Consider the following 14,612-nt stretch of genomic DNA (forward strand, 5'->3'; position numbering starts at 1 on the left):
TCGCTGGGTTGCCGCCGAACCGCCGAGCCCTCGCCGAACTGGCGCCGCTTCGTCCCGTTCGGACAATCCTCTCCAAGGCTGGACAGCTTGGTCTCGCATTTTGTAACAATAATCGCAGTCTCTTTAGAATACAATGTAGCATTCGGGAGGCGATCGTTCATGGTGCTAATGATCCTGCTTATCCTGACCTGCGCGTCGGGTATGGTCCTGTTCCGTCGGAATACCGTTCCCGCTCCTTCATCGCCTCTCCCCGGGGCATCCGTCCCCAAGCTGTCCGTCCTCATTCCGGCGAGGAACGAGGAAGGCAATCTTCCTTATCTGCTCTCTTCGCTTAAGCGGCAGACGCTCCAACCGTACGAGATTATCGTAATCGACGACTTCTCCGAAGACAGAACACGGGCCATCGCCGAGAGCTATGGAGCGACGGTCGTCAGTCCCCCGCCGCTGCCCGCGGGCTGGACGGGCAAAAACTGGGCCGTCTGGAACGGCTACCGGCAAGCGACGGGAGACGTCCTTCTGTTCCTCGATGCCGACGTTCGGCTGGCTCCCGATGCGATTCATTCGCTGCTCGCAGCTCAGGCAACGAGGGGCGGCGCGCTGTCGGTCGTGCCGTTCCACGAGACGGAGCGAGGCTACGAGAGGCTGGCGCTGCTGATCAACATCCTCGGAATCTTCGCGTTCACCTCGCCGTTCGAGAACCGCAACGCGAGGCAAGGGCTGTACGGCTCCTGCATCCTGGCCACGCGAGCCGATTACGAGAAGGCGAAGGGGCACGAAGCGGTGCGGTCGGAGTTGCTCGACGACTTGACGCTGGGAGGCCGGTTCAAGCAAGCGGGAGTTCGTGTCTCCAACTTCATCGGCGCCGGTCTCGTCTCGTTCCGGATGTATCCCGGAGGCATTCGCAGCGCGATTCAAGGCTGGGGGAAGGGGGCGGTTCTGAGCACGGCGCTGCTGAAGCCGCAGACAACCGTCCTGACGGCCGTCTGGCTGATTGGCTTGCTTGCGGCGGAGGCGGCTCCCTTCCTTCCGGCCTTCTCCTGGTCCTGGGCGCTCGGGGTCGGCTATGCGTTGTACACGCTGCAAATTTTCTACTTCGTCCGCTATACCGGCCGCTTCGGCTGGATGGTTCCTCTGGTTCATCTGCTCAGCTCGGCCTTCTTCTTGTTCATCATGCTGTATTCCTTGTTCCGGGTGCTCTTCGTCGGCAATGTTGCTTGGAAGGGAAGAAACATCGAGATAGGAGGCAGGCGGCAACGATGATCATTGTGTGGGTACTGATCGCCTTTCTGGCCGGGTCCCTCATGTTCTCTTATTGGCTCGGCTTGCTCGCGAACGTTAATCTCAGACGGGTAGGGGACGGCAACCCGGGCGCCGCGAACCTATGGGGCTCGGCGGGGTATGCCTACGGACTGGCCGGCGTCGCGCTCGACTTCCTCAAGGGGTATCTCCCCGTGCTTCTGCTGCAGCAGACGACGTCGATCTCCGGCTTCAAGCTGTTCCTGGTCGCCTTGGCACCGATCGTCGGCCATTGCTTCTCTCCGTTCCTCGGCGGCAAGGGGGGCAAAGGGATTGCGGTGACGTTCGGGGTGTGGAGTGCGCTCACGGCTTTCTCCGCCTCCTTGGCCTACGCGGTCATTCTGGCGCTGCTGTGGCTGCTGTTCCGCTGGATGCATCGAGGCCGCCCGATGACCTCCGAGGTGAACGCCCTCCAGGTCGTGATCGGCATGGTTCTCCTCGTTATTTTTCTGTTCCGGGGATCTTATGAAGCGACCATTCTGTGGATCTGGCTCGGCAATCTTGCACTGCTGCTGTTCGCTCATCGAAGGGAACTGGCAGGCTGGCTGTCCTGACGGAAGGAAAAAGAAAAAAATAAAGTGCAACCTAACGCCCCGAATCGATGTTAACTAGGTAGACCGATCGACAAGGAGCAGAGGCATGCCGATGGAGAGGAATTATGCGGAATTTAAGCATGGTGCGGCACGGGACAGGAAGCAGGGGAGCATGGGGCGACTCTTGGCGCCGACTGGCGGACACACGGTCAAGGGGTTCCCGTTCAAGATCGAGGACGTAAGCGGGCCCACCCAACGAACGCTTGTCTACAGAAGCGTCGACCTGTCCATCGAATTGCATATCCGGATCTCCTACAGCGATTTCGATCTGGGGGAGGAGGAGCTGTGCTGGAACTCTCCCAATACGGGGAGCAGGTCCTCTTCTCCGTTCGCGACGAATGTGGATCTGGGCATCTACAGCTTCCGCAACTATATCGTGACGATTGTCCAGAAGGCGGGGACGGAGGCGGACCCCGAGATTACGAGGTTGGCGGCGGTCTCTGTTATCGAGAAGCTTAAAGGGGAATATAACGCTATAAATTCCTGAATATTACTGTGATAAACAAGTCTGTTTTTATCCTTCAATTGTCCCAATATGCAGGCCTGACCTCCTGTCCGCTTACGATAAATTTTCCCAACATTCGACAATAAGATCATGTATAATCTAGAAAAGCAAGCATGATCAACGGGAACGGCGGACGGGCGGAAGGGAGCAGCCAGAGGATATGTCGAGTCCACTTAAGCTCCTTATGGCAGGCGATTTCGAGGGGATGACATCATCTGCTCAGAGGGAGATCTTCAGAGAGTATTACGGATTGGTATATGGAATTATTTACTATATGGTGAAGGATCACGCAACGACGGAGGATCTGATTCAAGAGAGCTTCCTGCACATTCTGAGGCGCATGCCGGTTATCGACGATGAGGCCAAGCTGAAGGGATGGATTCGCACCGTCGTCAAGAATCGGGTCTATACGTACTTGAAGAAGAATCGGAGGCTCCGGGAGGAGATCGCCGACGACAGCATCTTCGTTCAGGACGAGCTCCTCGCCAGCGGGACGGAATCGATCGAAGCGGAGGTTGCGACGAAGCTGATGTCCGAGACGATCGGACAATGCCTGCAGCAATTGAAGCCGGAGTACCGGGCGCTCATCGAGCTGAGATGGCAGCAGGAGCTCAGCTACAAGGAGATGGCCGACATCCTCGAGACGAGCGAGGAATCGATCAAGTACAAGCTGCACAGGGCGAGGGAAGCCGTGCGGAAGAGATTCATTAAATTATGGGGGGAGCGGGAGGATGCAAGACGAATTCGATAAGCTGTTCGACGCGGCATTCGACGAGGCGGTCAAGAAGCATACTGCGGCTCCCTCCCCCGACCGGTTATGGGAGAAGACGGAGCAGCTTCTTCACCGGAAGAGCAAGCGGCGCCGCAGGCTTCGCAGCCTGCCTCTGATCGCCTGCTCGTTCGCGCTCGGAGCCTTCGCGTTCGGGGCTCCGAAGGCGTCGGAGGCGTTCGACCCGTTCTTCCAGAAGGTCAAGCAGTTCCCGGAAGGGATCGTGAACGTCATCTTCGGCACGGCCGGGAACAGCGACGGGGCGAAGACGGCTCCTCCTCCGGAGTTCGAGACGGCAGCTCCGGCGAGAGAAGAAGGAGCTGTTGCAGACGGAACGGAAGTAGGAGCCTCCGACAGGCAGGATCAGTTCACTTCCTGGGAGGAGGTCCGGAAGCTGCATGACTGGCTGGCCCCGGCCGACTCGGCAATTCCAGCCGGCTACAAGAGGATTCGGGTCACCGCCATTTATGAATCGGGAAGCGGCCGCTTGGGGACGGTTATTGGCCAATACGAATCTTCGGACGGGAAGGAGCTGACCATTCATATCCACAAGCTCGTGGAGAAGGAAGGGGGAGGCATGGCGTACGACACGTCGAGCGGAACGCTGGAGAAGGTCGTCATCAAGGGGGAGGAAGCCTACCTGTTCCTTCCTGCTGACGGTTATTCCACGCTTGATTGGATAAGCGGGAAGTGGAGAGTGTCGATCGTGGGGCACTTGGAGCGCGAAGCGCTCATCGCCCTGGCGAACGGGATCGGATAAGTGGGAGAATCCAAGCGACAGCCGCTCTCCGGACGGGACGTGAAGTCTTCGGCCGGGAGCGGTTTTTTTGGCTGCGCCGCGCGCGGCGTGCCATTCGAGCCTATCCAAGAGAGCTGGGGGCCGTCGATAAAGATTGAAGTTACAGAATGTGGAGAAGTTGCCTCAGTCACCGAAGTCGTCGCAGTCACCGCAGCCACTCTACAGTTACCGCAGTCACTCTACAGTTACCGCAGTCACTCTACAGTTACCGCAGTCACTCTACAGTTACCACAATCACTCTACAGTCACCGCAGTCACTCTACAGTCACCGCAGTCACTCTACAGTTACCACATTTACCTCTTACAGTTACCGCAGCGAATCTACAGTTACCGCAGCGAATCTACAGTTACCGCAGCGACTCTACAGTTGCCGCAGTTGCTTTCAGTTGCTAAAGCTCCGAGGTTGCCGAAGTCGCCGAATCCGTCCGAATCCGTTCGAAGTCTGGAATTTATGTGAAATTTCACATTGGTACAGCTAGATAACGGGCACTTTGGCCAATTATATGTGAAAAATAGCATACATAGAGAAAATTCCGGGCCGAGGTGCTGGATATATGCTAAAAATCACATAAAACGTCTCGATTGCCTCCAATCCGCGCCGACGAATGTGAAAAACCACATAAAATCGTAAAAGCAAACGGCCCAGGGAGCGAACAGCAGGTTGGGGGAGATTATGAGGGGAGCAGCGTGCGGAAGATTGAGCGATCGAGAGATTGAGAGGGAGCCGGGGAGACGGGGAAACAGAGAAACAGAGAGAAAGCGAGACGGAGAAACAGCGAGTAAGTAAGCAAGTAAGCGAGTAAGCGAGTAAGAAAGTAACAACCGTCAGGGTGGGCTTCCCTGACGGTTGTTCTTAAACCGCTTGGATCAGGTGGAGAGTACGGAGCTTGTGTAGGCGATTGCGGATTCGGTTACCGTTCCTTGCTTCGCGTAGTGGGTCAGCTTTCCGCGGTAGTAGTAGCCGGAAGAGGTCGTCAGCGTCTTGGTTCCCGAGTACAAAGAAGAATTCGTCGAGCTGGCCGAGAGGGAGGAACCGACATCGATCCATTCCGTGCCTGTCCAGCGCTGCAATTGGTAGATGGCGCCGACCTCCGAGACGCTGGACTTCGTCTGGGTTGTGGCCGATATCGTGACCGTAAGATTGCTGTTGTAGGCGATAGACGCATCGGAATACAAGAGATACGTGTAGCCCGAATAGGTCGTATACGGCACAATCAATGGCGGGGGCGGCGACGTTAGCGCACCTGTCTCGGCGCGCGCGGAGGGCGACGTCAGGGCGAAGGCAATAATGGCGGTGAGGCAGACCAGAAGCAGCGAGCGGAGCGTGGGACGGAGCTTGGGAAGGGAAGCGGACATAGGAATCCTCCTTATAATATAGTTGCTTCACCTATATAACTACTTAAGTAGGGCTCAGGTTGCAGAAAATGTAGGAAAAAAGTGAGAAAAGTCGATCGGGAGCAAATTTGGGCGGATTTGCGAGGATTCTATCGGATTGGAGCTGCGATTGGACCAAAAGAGCCGGAGCCGCGATGCGCGCGGTTCCGGCTCTTCCAAGGATGGTGCTCTTACTTCGCGAGGCTGTCGAGCACGTTGTCGATGATCTGGCCGTTGGCGATCGGGCCGGAGTAGAGCCAGCTCGTGTTCGCGGCGAATTCGTACACGTGGCCGTTCTTTACGGCCGGGAGGTTCTGCCAGATGGCGCTCTTCAGCTCTTCGCTGGCTTCGCCGTCGCTGTTGATCAGGAACAGATGGTCGGCGTCCAGCGTCGCCAGCTTCTCAAGCGAGACGGCATTCCAGCTCGCCGCCGAGGAAGAGAGCTCTGCCACGAGGGACGGAGGCGTCAAGCCGAGGTCGCCGTACAGGACCGCGCCTGCGGACAGGTCCTGGCCCACCAGGAAGAAGCTCTTGCCGACGAGCCAGAGCGCTGCGGCGGATTGTCCGCCGACCGCTGCCTGGAGCTTCTCCTTCGCGTCCTTCGCCTTGGCGTCGTAATCGTCAAGCGCCTTCTGGGCTTCCGCATCCTTGCCGAGAACCTTGCCGACGGCCAGGAGCGAATCTCTCCAGTTGTTGTTCGCTTCGTCGCCTACGACATAAGTCGGGGCGATCTTGCTGTAGGAGTCGTACTTGTCGCCTTCGACCGTCGTGGCGGAACCGACGATGATCAGGTCGGGAGTGAAGCTTGCGACTTCTTCGTAAGGCAGGTCGTACGAGATCGTCGGCACGTCCTTGAGGCTGCCTTGCAGGTAATCTTGAATACCGTTCGAGACGGACCATTGCGCTACCGGAGTGACGCCCAGCGCGACGAGGTTGTCCTCGAGATAAGAAGCGATAACGCGCTGCGGGTTGGCCGGAACCGTCACTTCGTGACCGAGTCCGTCCGTTACCGTGCGGTCGGCCGCCGCAGCCGGAGCCGAAGCGGAAGGAGCGGCGGAAGTGGAAGCTGCCGGAGCGCTCGCCGACGGCGAGGAAGCGGCGTTGTTGTTATTGTCGTTGCCGCAGGCGCCGAGGATTGTGGAGATGGCAAGGATTCCGACCGCTGCGAGTGCGATTTTCTTCGATTTCTGTTGTTTCATTGTGTAGTTTCCCCCTTGTTCTATGTGTGATAAAAAGCGTGTTCGCGTTCATGATTGGACGGTGTATATGATAACAATTATCATTATCGTTTTCAACCGTTTGCTTCGGATTGTTCTTTTTTGTTCAAATTCGTTCCCTGACGGAGAGGACGCATGACACGAAGAAGGGCCCCGCCCACCGCGCAAGGCGGCAGGGGGAGCCCTTCCGATTAGAAGCAACTGAACGAGGAGATCCGGCCGAGGTCGAACCCCGAGAATATCCAGTTCCGCCCGGTCCAGCGGAAGCCGGCGACGGAGGTTCGCCCGACGAAGATCGGGTAGAACCAGAAGCCCGGGCCGAAGTCCGGCCAGATATAGGTGTTGCGGAACAAGCAGCCGACGATTGCGCCGGGGTCGATCGCCAGCGCGGAGGCAAGCGGCTTCGGCGGCGGGGCCAGCGGCGGCGGAGCAGTCGGAGGCTGCTGGGAGCCTCCACCGCCGAATGGCGGGGGCGGCGTTCCTCCTCCGCCTCCGAACGGAGACGTTCCCCCTCCTCCTCCGCCGAATGGCGGCGTTGAAGGCGGTGCAGGAATCTGCGGGCCGGAAGGCCCGAATGGCGGCGTAAACACCATGAATCGTCACTCCTTGTGAGCATCTGTACGGATGGGTTCTCGTCTCTGTCGGCGACTTCGTTGGCAACCTTTTTTTTCTACAGCAGGGAGATGGTCAACAGGTTGAACAGCACAAGCGGCAGCACGAAGTTGCTGTAAGGGTTGGGGAAGGGAGTCGGCCCCGGGAAAAAACCGCGTTCCCCCGCGTCCGTCGACAGGTGCAGATACAGAACTCCCTTGTCGCAATGGACGATGCGGCCCTCGAACACGTCCCCGTCCATCATCTCTACCTTCACAAGCTTATGCGTATGCGGTGCGCACACGGCATGGACATGATCCTGGACAGCCTTCAGATGCTGGACCAGCGCGGGGTCGGGCTTATAGATCACTTGCGGCTCCGCGCGCTTGACGACATATGGGTTCATGGGGAGACCTCCGTTCGTTATTCGGAATCGGAATCAGTGTATGCGAATGCCTATCCGGAGGTGCCCGCCGGGCTTGTCGCATCGAATGCGCAACAGTGGTAAAATCGGAGGAAGAATCAGCAAGCGGAAAGGGGCAAGTTCCATGAGCAATTACGAGGCGTACTTCCAAGGCAACCGGGATGAGCACTTGAAGGAATTGAAGGAATGGCTGGCTATTCCGAGCATCTCGGCTCTGTCCGAACATAAGCAGGACATTCAGGCGGCGGCGGGCTGGCTGGCGGATGCGCTGACGCGCGCCGGCATGGACAAGGTGGAGGTTCACGAGACGAAGGGACATCCGATCGTGTACGCGGAGCGCCTGCGGGCACCCGGCAAGCCGACGGTTCTGATCTACGGCCATTATGACGTGCAGCCGGTCGATCCGCTCAATCTGTGGACGACGCCTCCGTTCGAGCCGGCCATTCGGGACGGCAAGCTGTATGCCCGCGGAGCGACGGACGACAAGGGACAACTGTTCCTGCACGTGAAGGCGGTCGAAGCGATTCTCCGCGAGGAGGGAGAGCTGCCGGTCAACGTCAAGTTCTGCATCGAAGGGGAAGAGGAGATCTCGGGGGAGAGCCTGCCGGAGTTCCTGAAGGCGAACAAGGAGAAGCTGGCGGCGGACGCGGTCGTCATCTCGGACTCGTCGCTGCTTGAGCCGGGCAAGCCGTCGATCTGTACGGGGCTGCGCGGTCTGTGCTCGCTGGAGGTGACGGTGTCCACGGCGAAGACCGATCTTCACTCCGGGCTCTACGGCGGGGCGGTGCCGAATGCGCTGCACGCGCTCGTCTCGCTGCTCGATTCCCTTCACGACGAGAAGGGGCGCGTGACGGTCGAGGGCTTCTACGAAGGCGTGCCGGTGCTATCGGAGCTGGAGAAGGCGGATCTGGCCAGCTACAATCCGGACGAGCGGAAGCTGGCGGCCGATCTCGGCCTGGATTCGCTGTACGGAGAAGAAGGCTTCTCGTTCACCGAGCGCACGGGGGCAAGACCGACGCTGGAGCTGAACGGCGTATGGGGAGGGTTCCAGGGCGAAGGCACGAAGACGGTCATCCCGAAGGAGGCCCATGCGAAAATCACCTGTCGGCTCGTCGGCAGCCAGGACCCGCAGAAGACGCTGGACCGGGTGGAGCGGCACCTTAAGGCGAATATCCAGAAGGGGGCGAAGGTGAGCATCGTTCCGGGCGAGCGGGCTTTCGCGTTCACCTGCGACCCGTCCGATGCGATGCTGCAACTGGCCGCGGACGCTTATGAGGAAGTGTACGGCGCTCGCGCGGTATTTACGAAGGATGGCGGCTCGATTCCGGTCGTCGCCACGTTCTCGAACGTGCTGAAGGCTCCCGTCGTCATGATGGGCTTCGGCTTGCCGGACGAGAACCTGCATGCTCCGGACGAGCATCTGAACCTGGACAACTTCGACAAGGGACTGCTGACCCTCGTGAAGTATCTGCACAAGGCGGCGCAGGCGTAAGCGAAGGAAGCGCGCGCTCAGGAGAAACGGTCGATCGGCCGGGGGATGGGGACCGGAGCCCAAGCCCAAGCCCAGGCCCAGGCCCTATCCTCTCCGCCGGCATTAAGCCTCTTCTCCCGTTCGCTCAGAACAGGCAACTTATATTTGCTGACATCGAGGGAACACCCGGCTGCGGTTGGGGTACGGCGATTTATCCTGGATTCTGTAAAAAGAGGTTGGCGCACAAAGGCTCAGCATCCGAATGATCCGTAGAGGGAGCGCAGAGGGAGGTTCCTGAGCCGGGGGGAGAAGAGGCATAAGCGTCCGGCAGTCCGGCAGGCAGGGGAGATAGCGTTCGGTGGGATCACAACATTGGCGCTGCCTCTGCCTCTTCCTTCGCCGGGTCTGTGCGTTGGAGCAGGCGTGGGGGAGGAGCCGCAAACGCGAACGCGAGCATGAATATATGTGAAAAATGATATAAAATTTCTCTTGAGCGCCTCGAAATGGGCAATTAATGTGAAAAATGATATAAAATCGCCCTTCGGAGTGTCGGAGGGGAGCCATAAATGTGAAAAATCACATAAAACCCGTCAGAAGGCGGCCAAACCACAGAGGCGAATGTGAAAAATCACATAAAACAGCGTCAAACATGGTGAACAAGGCACGCAAGTGGGGGAGGGGCGCCAGGAGATAGGTCTGCGGCGGTACTCGAAGTTACTCCAGGCGCACGCAACCGCACGACTTCGCAGCGGGGGCGGAACGTACGAACAGGCCGTGCCCGCTCCGGGACACGGCCTGTTCTCCTGCCTACGCCGGATCTCCTGCACACGTCTGATCTCCAGCACACGACCCGATTCCGCGCTGTCCGCTTGATCGCACGAACCGCCGCTTAGCTCCTCCTGAGAGTAAACAGGTCCTTCAGCTCCTCCGTGGACAGCTCCGTAATCCATCCCTCGGACGCGGAGATGACGTTGTCGCTGAGCTGCTGCTTGCTCTCGAGCATCTCGTCGATCCGCTCCTCGAGCGTGCCGAGGGCGATGAACTTGTGCACCTGCACGTCGCGCGTCTGGCCCATGCGGTAGGCGCGGTCGGTCGCCTGGTTCTCGACGGCGGGGTTCCACCAACGGTCGAAGTGGAACACGTGGTTCGCCGCGGTCAGGTTGAGGCCGACGCCGCCCGCCTTGAGCGAGAGGATGAACACGTTCGGCTGCTCCTCCGGAGGCAGCTCCCGCGATTGGAAGCGGTCGATCATCCGGTCCCGCGCGGTCTTCGAGGTGCTGCCGTTCAGGTACAGCACCGGCTCCCCAAGCTCCTGCGAGAGCACCCTCCGCAGCATCTCGCCCATCCCGATATACTGGGTGAAAATAATACAGCGCTCCTCCAAATCCCGAATCTCCCGGACCATCGCCAGCAGACGCTCCAGCTTGGAGGAGCGGGAGGCGAGCAGCTCGACATCCAGCGGCGGTTCGGCGGAGGCAGAGGCGGGATCGTTCGGTTCGGAAGGGGAGCCGGCGCCCGGTCCGCTGCCGGAACCGGCGACGCCTGCCGTCTCCAGAACCGGCAGATTCTCCTTCAGCAGCAGCGCCGGATGGTCGCACAACTGCTTCAAGCGGGTGAGCGCCGACAGGATCGCGCCCTTGCGTTCGATTCCCTCGAGCTGCTTCATCCGTTCCATCAGCTCGTTCACGGTCTGCTCGTACAACGCGCTCTGCTCGGCGGTCAGGTTGACGTAGCTCTTCATCTCGTTCTTCTCCGGCAGGTCGAGCTGGATGGCCGGGTCCTTCTTCTTGCGTCGCAGCATGAAGGGCTTGACCAGCTTCTGCAGGTCGGTTGTCCGCTTCGGGTCCCGGTCCTTCTCGATCGGGGTGGCGAACCGCTCCTGGAACCCCCGGGCCGTTCCCAAGAAGCCGGGGTTCATATAGTCGTAAATCGACCAGAGCTCGGACAGCCGATTCTCGATCGGCGTGCCGGTCAGCGCGATCCGGTGCTTCGCCGGGAAGCTGCGGACGGCGGCGGATTGCTTCGTCTGCGCGTTCTTGATGTTCTGCGCCTCGTCGAGGCAGACGGCCGACCAGCCGAAGCCGGAGAGCAGTTCCTGGTCGAGCGCCGCCGTCGCGAAGGACGTGAGCACGACGTCGGCCTCGGAAGCCTCTGCGACGAACTCCTCGCCGGTCAGCCTTCGGCCGCCGTAGTGCAGCATGACGCGAAGCGACGGGGCGAACTTGCCGATCTCCTTCTGCCAGTTGCCGAGGACGGACGTCGGGCAGACGATGAGCGACGTCCCCGCGGCCGCTTCCGCATTCTCCTTCCGCCAGAGCAGGTAGGAGATGAGCTGCACCGTCTTCCCGAGGCCCATGTCGTCGGCCAGGCAGCAGCCGAGGCCGAAGCCGCCGAGGAAGACGAGCCAGGAGAAGCCGTCGCGCTGGTAGCCGCGAAGCTCGGCGCGGAGGCCGGCCGGCGGCGCCAGCTTCGGCCATTCCGCCTGCTGGGTAAGCTGCCGGAACAGGCCGAGCAATTGCTCGTTCAGCACGACCTCCAGCTCCAGCCGCAAGGCCCTCTCTTCGGCCGCACCGCCATCCGCGCCGCCGTTCCCGCTGCCCGCTTCTCCCGCCGCGCCGTCCTGCGCCGCCTCCTGCGACAGCAGATGAAGCTGCAGCACGTCCTGGAAGCTCAGCCCCTCCGAGCGGTCCATGCCTTCCATCGCGCGGCTGATCTGGGCGAGCAGCGCCGGGTCGAGCGGCACCCAGCGGTCGCGGAAGCGGACAAGCCGCTCGCCTCTGGCGACGAGCTCCTTGAACTCGGCCTCGCTCAGCTCGGTATCGCCGATCGACACGCGCCAGTCGAAGTCGATGATGGCGTCGAGGCCGAACAGCGAGCGGCCGGCGCGCTTGCCTTCGCCGCGCTCGCGAACCTGCGCGCGCAGACGCGGCTTCTTCCGGCTGGCGGCTTCCCACCACGCCGGCAGCAGCACAACCCAACCGGCCTCGAGCAGCTTCTTGCTGTCGGCCGTCAGGAACTGCCAGGCCGCCTTGTCGTCGAGCGGGGCGGCCAGCACGTCGTCGCCGCGCGCCGACACCCGCGGCAGCGGCAGCGTCGCCCGCAGGCGCTCGAGCCAGCCGGCCGAGCGCTCGCGGACGAACGGCGTCCACGCCTCGGGCCAGGAGCCGAGCGCTTCTCCCGTCTCCGCCAGCTTGGCGCGGAAGACGGAGGCCGTCTGCTGCTTATCCTGCAGCACGAACCGCAGGCGCCACGCGGTCTTGCCTTCCCACGGCTCGATGAGCTGGAGCGCGGGGCGGAACGGAGCCGAGTCGGCTCGCCAGCCGATGGAGAGCAGCCACGCCTCCGAGTCCATTCCCTGGGCGGAGGCGGCGCGGTTCGCGGCGAACAGCGCGGGGAACTCCCGGCGCAGATCGGCTTCTTCCGCTTCCGTTCCGTAGTGCCGCCGGTTAACCGCCGCGGAGAAAACCGCAACGATCCCCTTGAGGAACTCCGGGTCGAGAAGCCGATCCGCAAGCAGCGCTTGCTCTTCGAGCTCGAGCGCGGATTCGTCCCAGATCCACTCGAGCTTGCCGCCCCCGAACGCCTTCAGGCTCGGGGCGAACTTCTTCCGCTCCAGGCACTCCGCGAGCAGCGGCGCCAGCTCGATCAGATCCGCCGCGCGCTCCTCCCACGCCCAGGAGATGTGCTTCGCGGCCTGGCTGCGGTCGGCGAAGAACGGAATGACCTCCTCGGCCGGAAGCAGCACCATCTCGATCTCTCCGGCGGTCTGGACCGCCAGCTCGGTTCCGTACAGCGACGGCTCATGCCAGGCGAACAACCGATGCTTAAGCACAAGGCCGGGCACATGGCTGAAGCTGTCGCTCGAAGCGAACAGCAGGGCGTCGCCGAACTCGGTCAGCATCAGATTGACTTGTATCGTATCCATCAGTTTGGTCATGGAATCAGTTTTCCTCTCCGGAGCTCCTCCTGCAGCGCGCGAAGGCGGCTGTGCCGGAACGTGAAGGAGGCGAGGAACAGCTCCCAGCGTTCTTCGCGCTTCAGCCTCTTGTACAGCTTGGAGGTGCGCTTGAGCAGCTTCACCGCCTGCTTGTAGCCGTGGCGGTTCTTCTGCAGAATATATCTCTCAATGGCTTGATGATAGAAGGGCAGCAGCAATTCCGGAGCTTCCTTCTCGATCGGCTGCAGCTCGCTCACCCGGAACTCAAGAGGATCGCTTCCCATGCTCAGTTGACAGTCCATCCACTCTTGCCATTTTCCATACTCGATGAGCTTCTGTTCGTACATCCGGCGCGTGCCGGGCAGCATGCCGATCAGAATGTCCCACATCTGCTCCTCGGCCTCGGGGAGCTGCTTCGCGGCGCTCTCCCAGAAGCCGAAGTAGTTGTCGAAGACGCCCTGCGTCCGGCTGCCGAGGAGGGGGCCGATGACCTTCAGCCAGCCGACCATCCGCTCCCACTCCTCGTGATGCTCCAGCTCGGCCGGGTAATAAAGCAGCTCGTACGTCAAGTAACCGTCCAGGGCGGACACTTGCCGCAGCAGCACCCACGCCTCCCGGTCTTCGCCGAGGTAGAAGTGCATCCTTGCCCGCGCGAGCAGCCAAGGGGTGCGCTGGAGCGTCTCGCCCAAGTCGTCCTGCGCCTGCGCAAGCAGTTCGAGCTCCTCCCGAAGCAGGGAGAAGTCATCGTCCAGATGCGGGCTGATCCAGCTCGCCCAGAGCTCGTAATAGCACGGCCCGAAGCAGAGCCGATCCTTCGGCCTCTCCTTCAGCATTCCGATGCGAAGACAGTCGAGCGACTGCTTCACGCGTTCCCACTCCTCCGGCTCCTTGTCCAGGGGAAGCGGATGGTCGAAGTAGTCGATGATCGACTTCTGCAATTCCGATGCCGCGAGATCTGTGTTATAAGGTAGATAAGAGCCGAAGTGGTGATCGGTCGAACGGTAAGGGTTCATCAGCTTCGAGAGCACGAACAGCCGCGCATGCATCTGGTAGAGCATCTCCGTCACGGGAGACAGCGCGGGCTTCGGGTCGAGAACGGCGCTCAGGCTGCTGGACGCATACTGCGGATTGCGGTGCATGCTCTCGTACGGCTGAACCGCGCGCTGGAACCAATTCTGCCACTCCTGCACGGTCATCGTCGGAATCCGCAGGGCCTCCTGCTCGATCGCCTGCTGCTCCTCGCTCTTGCGGACGAGGGACAGCTTGGCGGAGGTCCGGTTCTTCATCTTCATCATGGACCGGGCGTTCACGAGCTCGTGCAGCGGCGCGTTGTACTGGTCGGCGATGTCGATAAGCAGCGCGGCCATGTGCATGCAGGGGCCGGGCACCGGACAGGAGCAACTGCTCTTGTGCAGCGCATCGAGCCGGATCTCGACGGAATAATCCTCGTTGCCGTGGACGATCGCGCGGATCTGGGCGCCCTCTCCCGGAGCGTATTCTCGTTGTACTTTGCCTTGCTTGAAGTATTGGAAGCCGCGCTTCAGCGCCAGATCGTCGTACTGCTCCGCGGCCGCTTGGACGATGCTGTTCCACAATTGTTCGGTCATGTAATCGTAAGAAGAGTCCATTCGTGCTT

Annotated in this window: 12 protein-coding genes; 6 read left to right on the plus strand and 6 right to left on the minus strand. The window is 60.7% G+C overall.

The window, feature by feature from the left end:
• Positions 1-159 precede the first annotated feature (159 nt).
• The 5 genes from E6C55_RS00990 to E6C55_RS01010 all read left to right on the plus strand — a co-directional run bounded on the left by E6C55_RS00990 (position 160) and on the right by E6C55_RS01010 (position 3,923).
• Positions 160-1,260, plus strand: a complete 1,101-nt coding sequence (locus tag E6C55_RS00990; RefSeq protein WP_136367905.1) for a glycosyltransferase — start codon at positions 160-162, stop codon at positions 1,258-1,260.
• On the plus strand, positions 1,257-1,850 hold the full coding sequence (locus E6C55_RS00995) for a glycerol-3-phosphate acyltransferase (RefSeq protein WP_136367906.1): 594 nt from the start codon (positions 1,257-1,259) through the stop codon (positions 1,848-1,850). The genes E6C55_RS00990 and E6C55_RS00995 overlap by 4 nt, the downstream gene beginning before the upstream one ends.
• Before the next feature lie 151 nt (positions 1,851-2,001).
• Positions 2,002-2,376 carry a hypothetical protein gene (locus E6C55_RS01000; protein ID WP_136367907.1) on the plus strand — a complete coding sequence of 125 codons (375 nt, stop codon included), beginning with the start codon at positions 2,002-2,004 and terminating at the stop codon, positions 2,374-2,376.
• A 223-nt stretch (positions 2,377-2,599) separates the two neighbouring features.
• Positions 2,600-3,145 carry an RNA polymerase sigma factor gene (locus tag E6C55_RS01005; protein ID WP_168735385.1) on the plus strand — a complete coding sequence of 182 codons (546 nt, stop codon included), beginning with the start codon at positions 2,600-2,602 and terminating at the stop codon, positions 3,143-3,145.
• Positions 3,126-3,923: a DUF4367 domain-containing protein gene (locus E6C55_RS01010; RefSeq protein WP_136367909.1), complete on the plus strand. Its 798-nt coding sequence runs from the start codon at positions 3,126-3,128 to the stop codon at positions 3,921-3,923. The genes E6C55_RS01005 and E6C55_RS01010 overlap by 20 nt, the downstream gene beginning before the upstream one ends.
• 906 nt (positions 3,924-4,829) lie before the next feature.
• On the opposite strand, the gene E6C55_RS01015 is transcribed toward E6C55_RS01010, so the two are convergent.
• From E6C55_RS01015 to E6C55_RS01030, 4 genes are all read right to left on the minus strand, one after another.
• Positions 4,830-5,318: a hypothetical protein gene (locus E6C55_RS01015; protein WP_136367910.1), complete on the minus strand. Its 489-nt coding sequence runs from the start codon at positions 5,316-5,318 to the stop codon at positions 4,830-4,832.
• Between the two features lie 209 nt (positions 5,319-5,527).
• Positions 5,528-6,535 (minus strand): iron-hydroxamate ABC transporter substrate-binding protein, encoded by a 1,008-nt coding sequence (locus E6C55_RS01020; protein ID WP_136367911.1) that lies wholly within the window; start codon positions 6,533-6,535, stop codon positions 5,528-5,530.
• 209 nt (positions 6,536-6,744) lie between these two features.
• Positions 6,745-7,146 (minus strand): collagen-like protein, encoded by a 402-nt coding sequence (locus E6C55_RS01025; protein WP_230986455.1) that lies wholly within the window; start codon positions 7,144-7,146, stop codon positions 6,745-6,747.
• A 77-nt stretch (positions 7,147-7,223) separates the two neighbouring features.
• Positions 7,224-7,550 carry a hypothetical protein gene (locus E6C55_RS01030; RefSeq protein ID WP_136367912.1) on the minus strand — a complete coding sequence of 109 codons (327 nt, stop codon included), beginning with the start codon at positions 7,548-7,550 and terminating at the stop codon, positions 7,224-7,226.
• A 142-nt stretch (positions 7,551-7,692) separates the two neighbouring features.
• Here E6C55_RS01030 and E6C55_RS01035 point away from each other — a divergent pair, with 142 nt between their 5' ends.
• Positions 7,693-9,060 (plus strand): dipeptidase, encoded by a 1,368-nt coding sequence (locus E6C55_RS01035; RefSeq protein WP_136367913.1) that lies wholly within the window; start codon positions 7,693-7,695, stop codon positions 9,058-9,060.
• An 868-nt stretch (positions 9,061-9,928) separates the two neighbouring features.
• On the opposite strand, the gene E6C55_RS01040 is transcribed toward E6C55_RS01035, so the two are convergent.
• Together E6C55_RS01040 and E6C55_RS01045 are read right to left on the minus strand one after the other, a co-directional pair.
• Positions 9,929-12,976, minus strand: a complete 3,048-nt coding sequence (locus E6C55_RS01040) for a DEAD/DEAH box helicase (protein ID WP_136367914.1) — start codon at positions 12,974-12,976, stop codon at positions 9,929-9,931.
• Positions 12,973-14,604 (minus strand): SWIM zinc finger family protein, encoded by a 1,632-nt coding sequence (locus E6C55_RS01045; RefSeq protein ID WP_136367915.1) that lies wholly within the window; start codon positions 14,602-14,604, stop codon positions 12,973-12,975. The genes E6C55_RS01040 and E6C55_RS01045 overlap by 4 nt, the downstream gene beginning before the upstream one ends.
• Positions 14,605-14,612: the final 8 nt, after the last annotated feature.

This window comes from Cohnella fermenti (assembly GCF_004801405.1).
In the GTDB taxonomy this organism is placed as follows: domain Bacteria; phylum Bacillota; class Bacilli; order Paenibacillales; family Paenibacillaceae; genus Cohnella; species Cohnella fermenti.

Excerpts from the sequence above, each read along its gene's own strand:
- E6C55_RS00990 (WP_136367905.1), top strand. The coding sequence starts at position 160 with ATGGTGCTAATGATCCTGCTTATCCTGACCTGCGCGTCGGGTATGGTC.
- E6C55_RS00995 (WP_136367906.1), top strand. The coding sequence starts at position 1,257 with ATGATCATTGTGTGGGTACTGATCGCCTTTCTGGCCGGGTCCCTCATG.
- E6C55_RS01000 (WP_136367907.1), top strand. The coding sequence starts at position 2,002 with ATGGGGCGACTCTTGGCGCCGACTGGCGGACACACGGTCAAGGGGTTC.
- E6C55_RS01005 (WP_168735385.1), top strand. The coding sequence starts at position 2,600 with ATGACATCATCTGCTCAGAGGGAGATCTTCAGAGAGTATTACGGATTG.
- E6C55_RS01010 (WP_136367909.1), top strand. The coding sequence starts at position 3,126 with ATGCAAGACGAATTCGATAAGCTGTTCGACGCGGCATTCGACGAGGCG.
- E6C55_RS01015 (WP_136367910.1), bottom strand. The coding sequence starts at position 5,318 with ATGTCCGCTTCCCTTCCCAAGCTCCGTCCCACGCTCCGCTCGCTGCTT.
- E6C55_RS01020 (WP_136367911.1), bottom strand. The coding sequence starts at position 6,535 with ATGAAACAACAGAAATCGAAGAAAATCGCACTCGCAGCGGTCGGAATC.
- E6C55_RS01025 (WP_230986455.1), bottom strand. The coding sequence starts at position 7,146 with ATGGTGTTTACGCCGCCATTCGGGCCTTCCGGCCCGCAGATTCCTGCA.
- E6C55_RS01030 (WP_136367912.1), bottom strand. The coding sequence starts at position 7,550 with ATGAACCCATATGTCGTCAAGCGCGCGGAGCCGCAAGTGATCTATAAG.
- E6C55_RS01035 (WP_136367913.1), top strand. The coding sequence starts at position 7,693 with ATGAGCAATTACGAGGCGTACTTCCAAGGCAACCGGGATGAGCACTTG.
- E6C55_RS01040 (WP_136367914.1), bottom strand. The coding sequence starts at position 12,976 with ATGACCAAACTGATGGATACGATACAAGTCAATCTGATGCTGACCGAG.
- E6C55_RS01045 (WP_136367915.1), bottom strand. The coding sequence starts at position 14,604 with ATGGACTCTTCTTACGATTACATGACCGAACAATTGTGGAACAGCATC.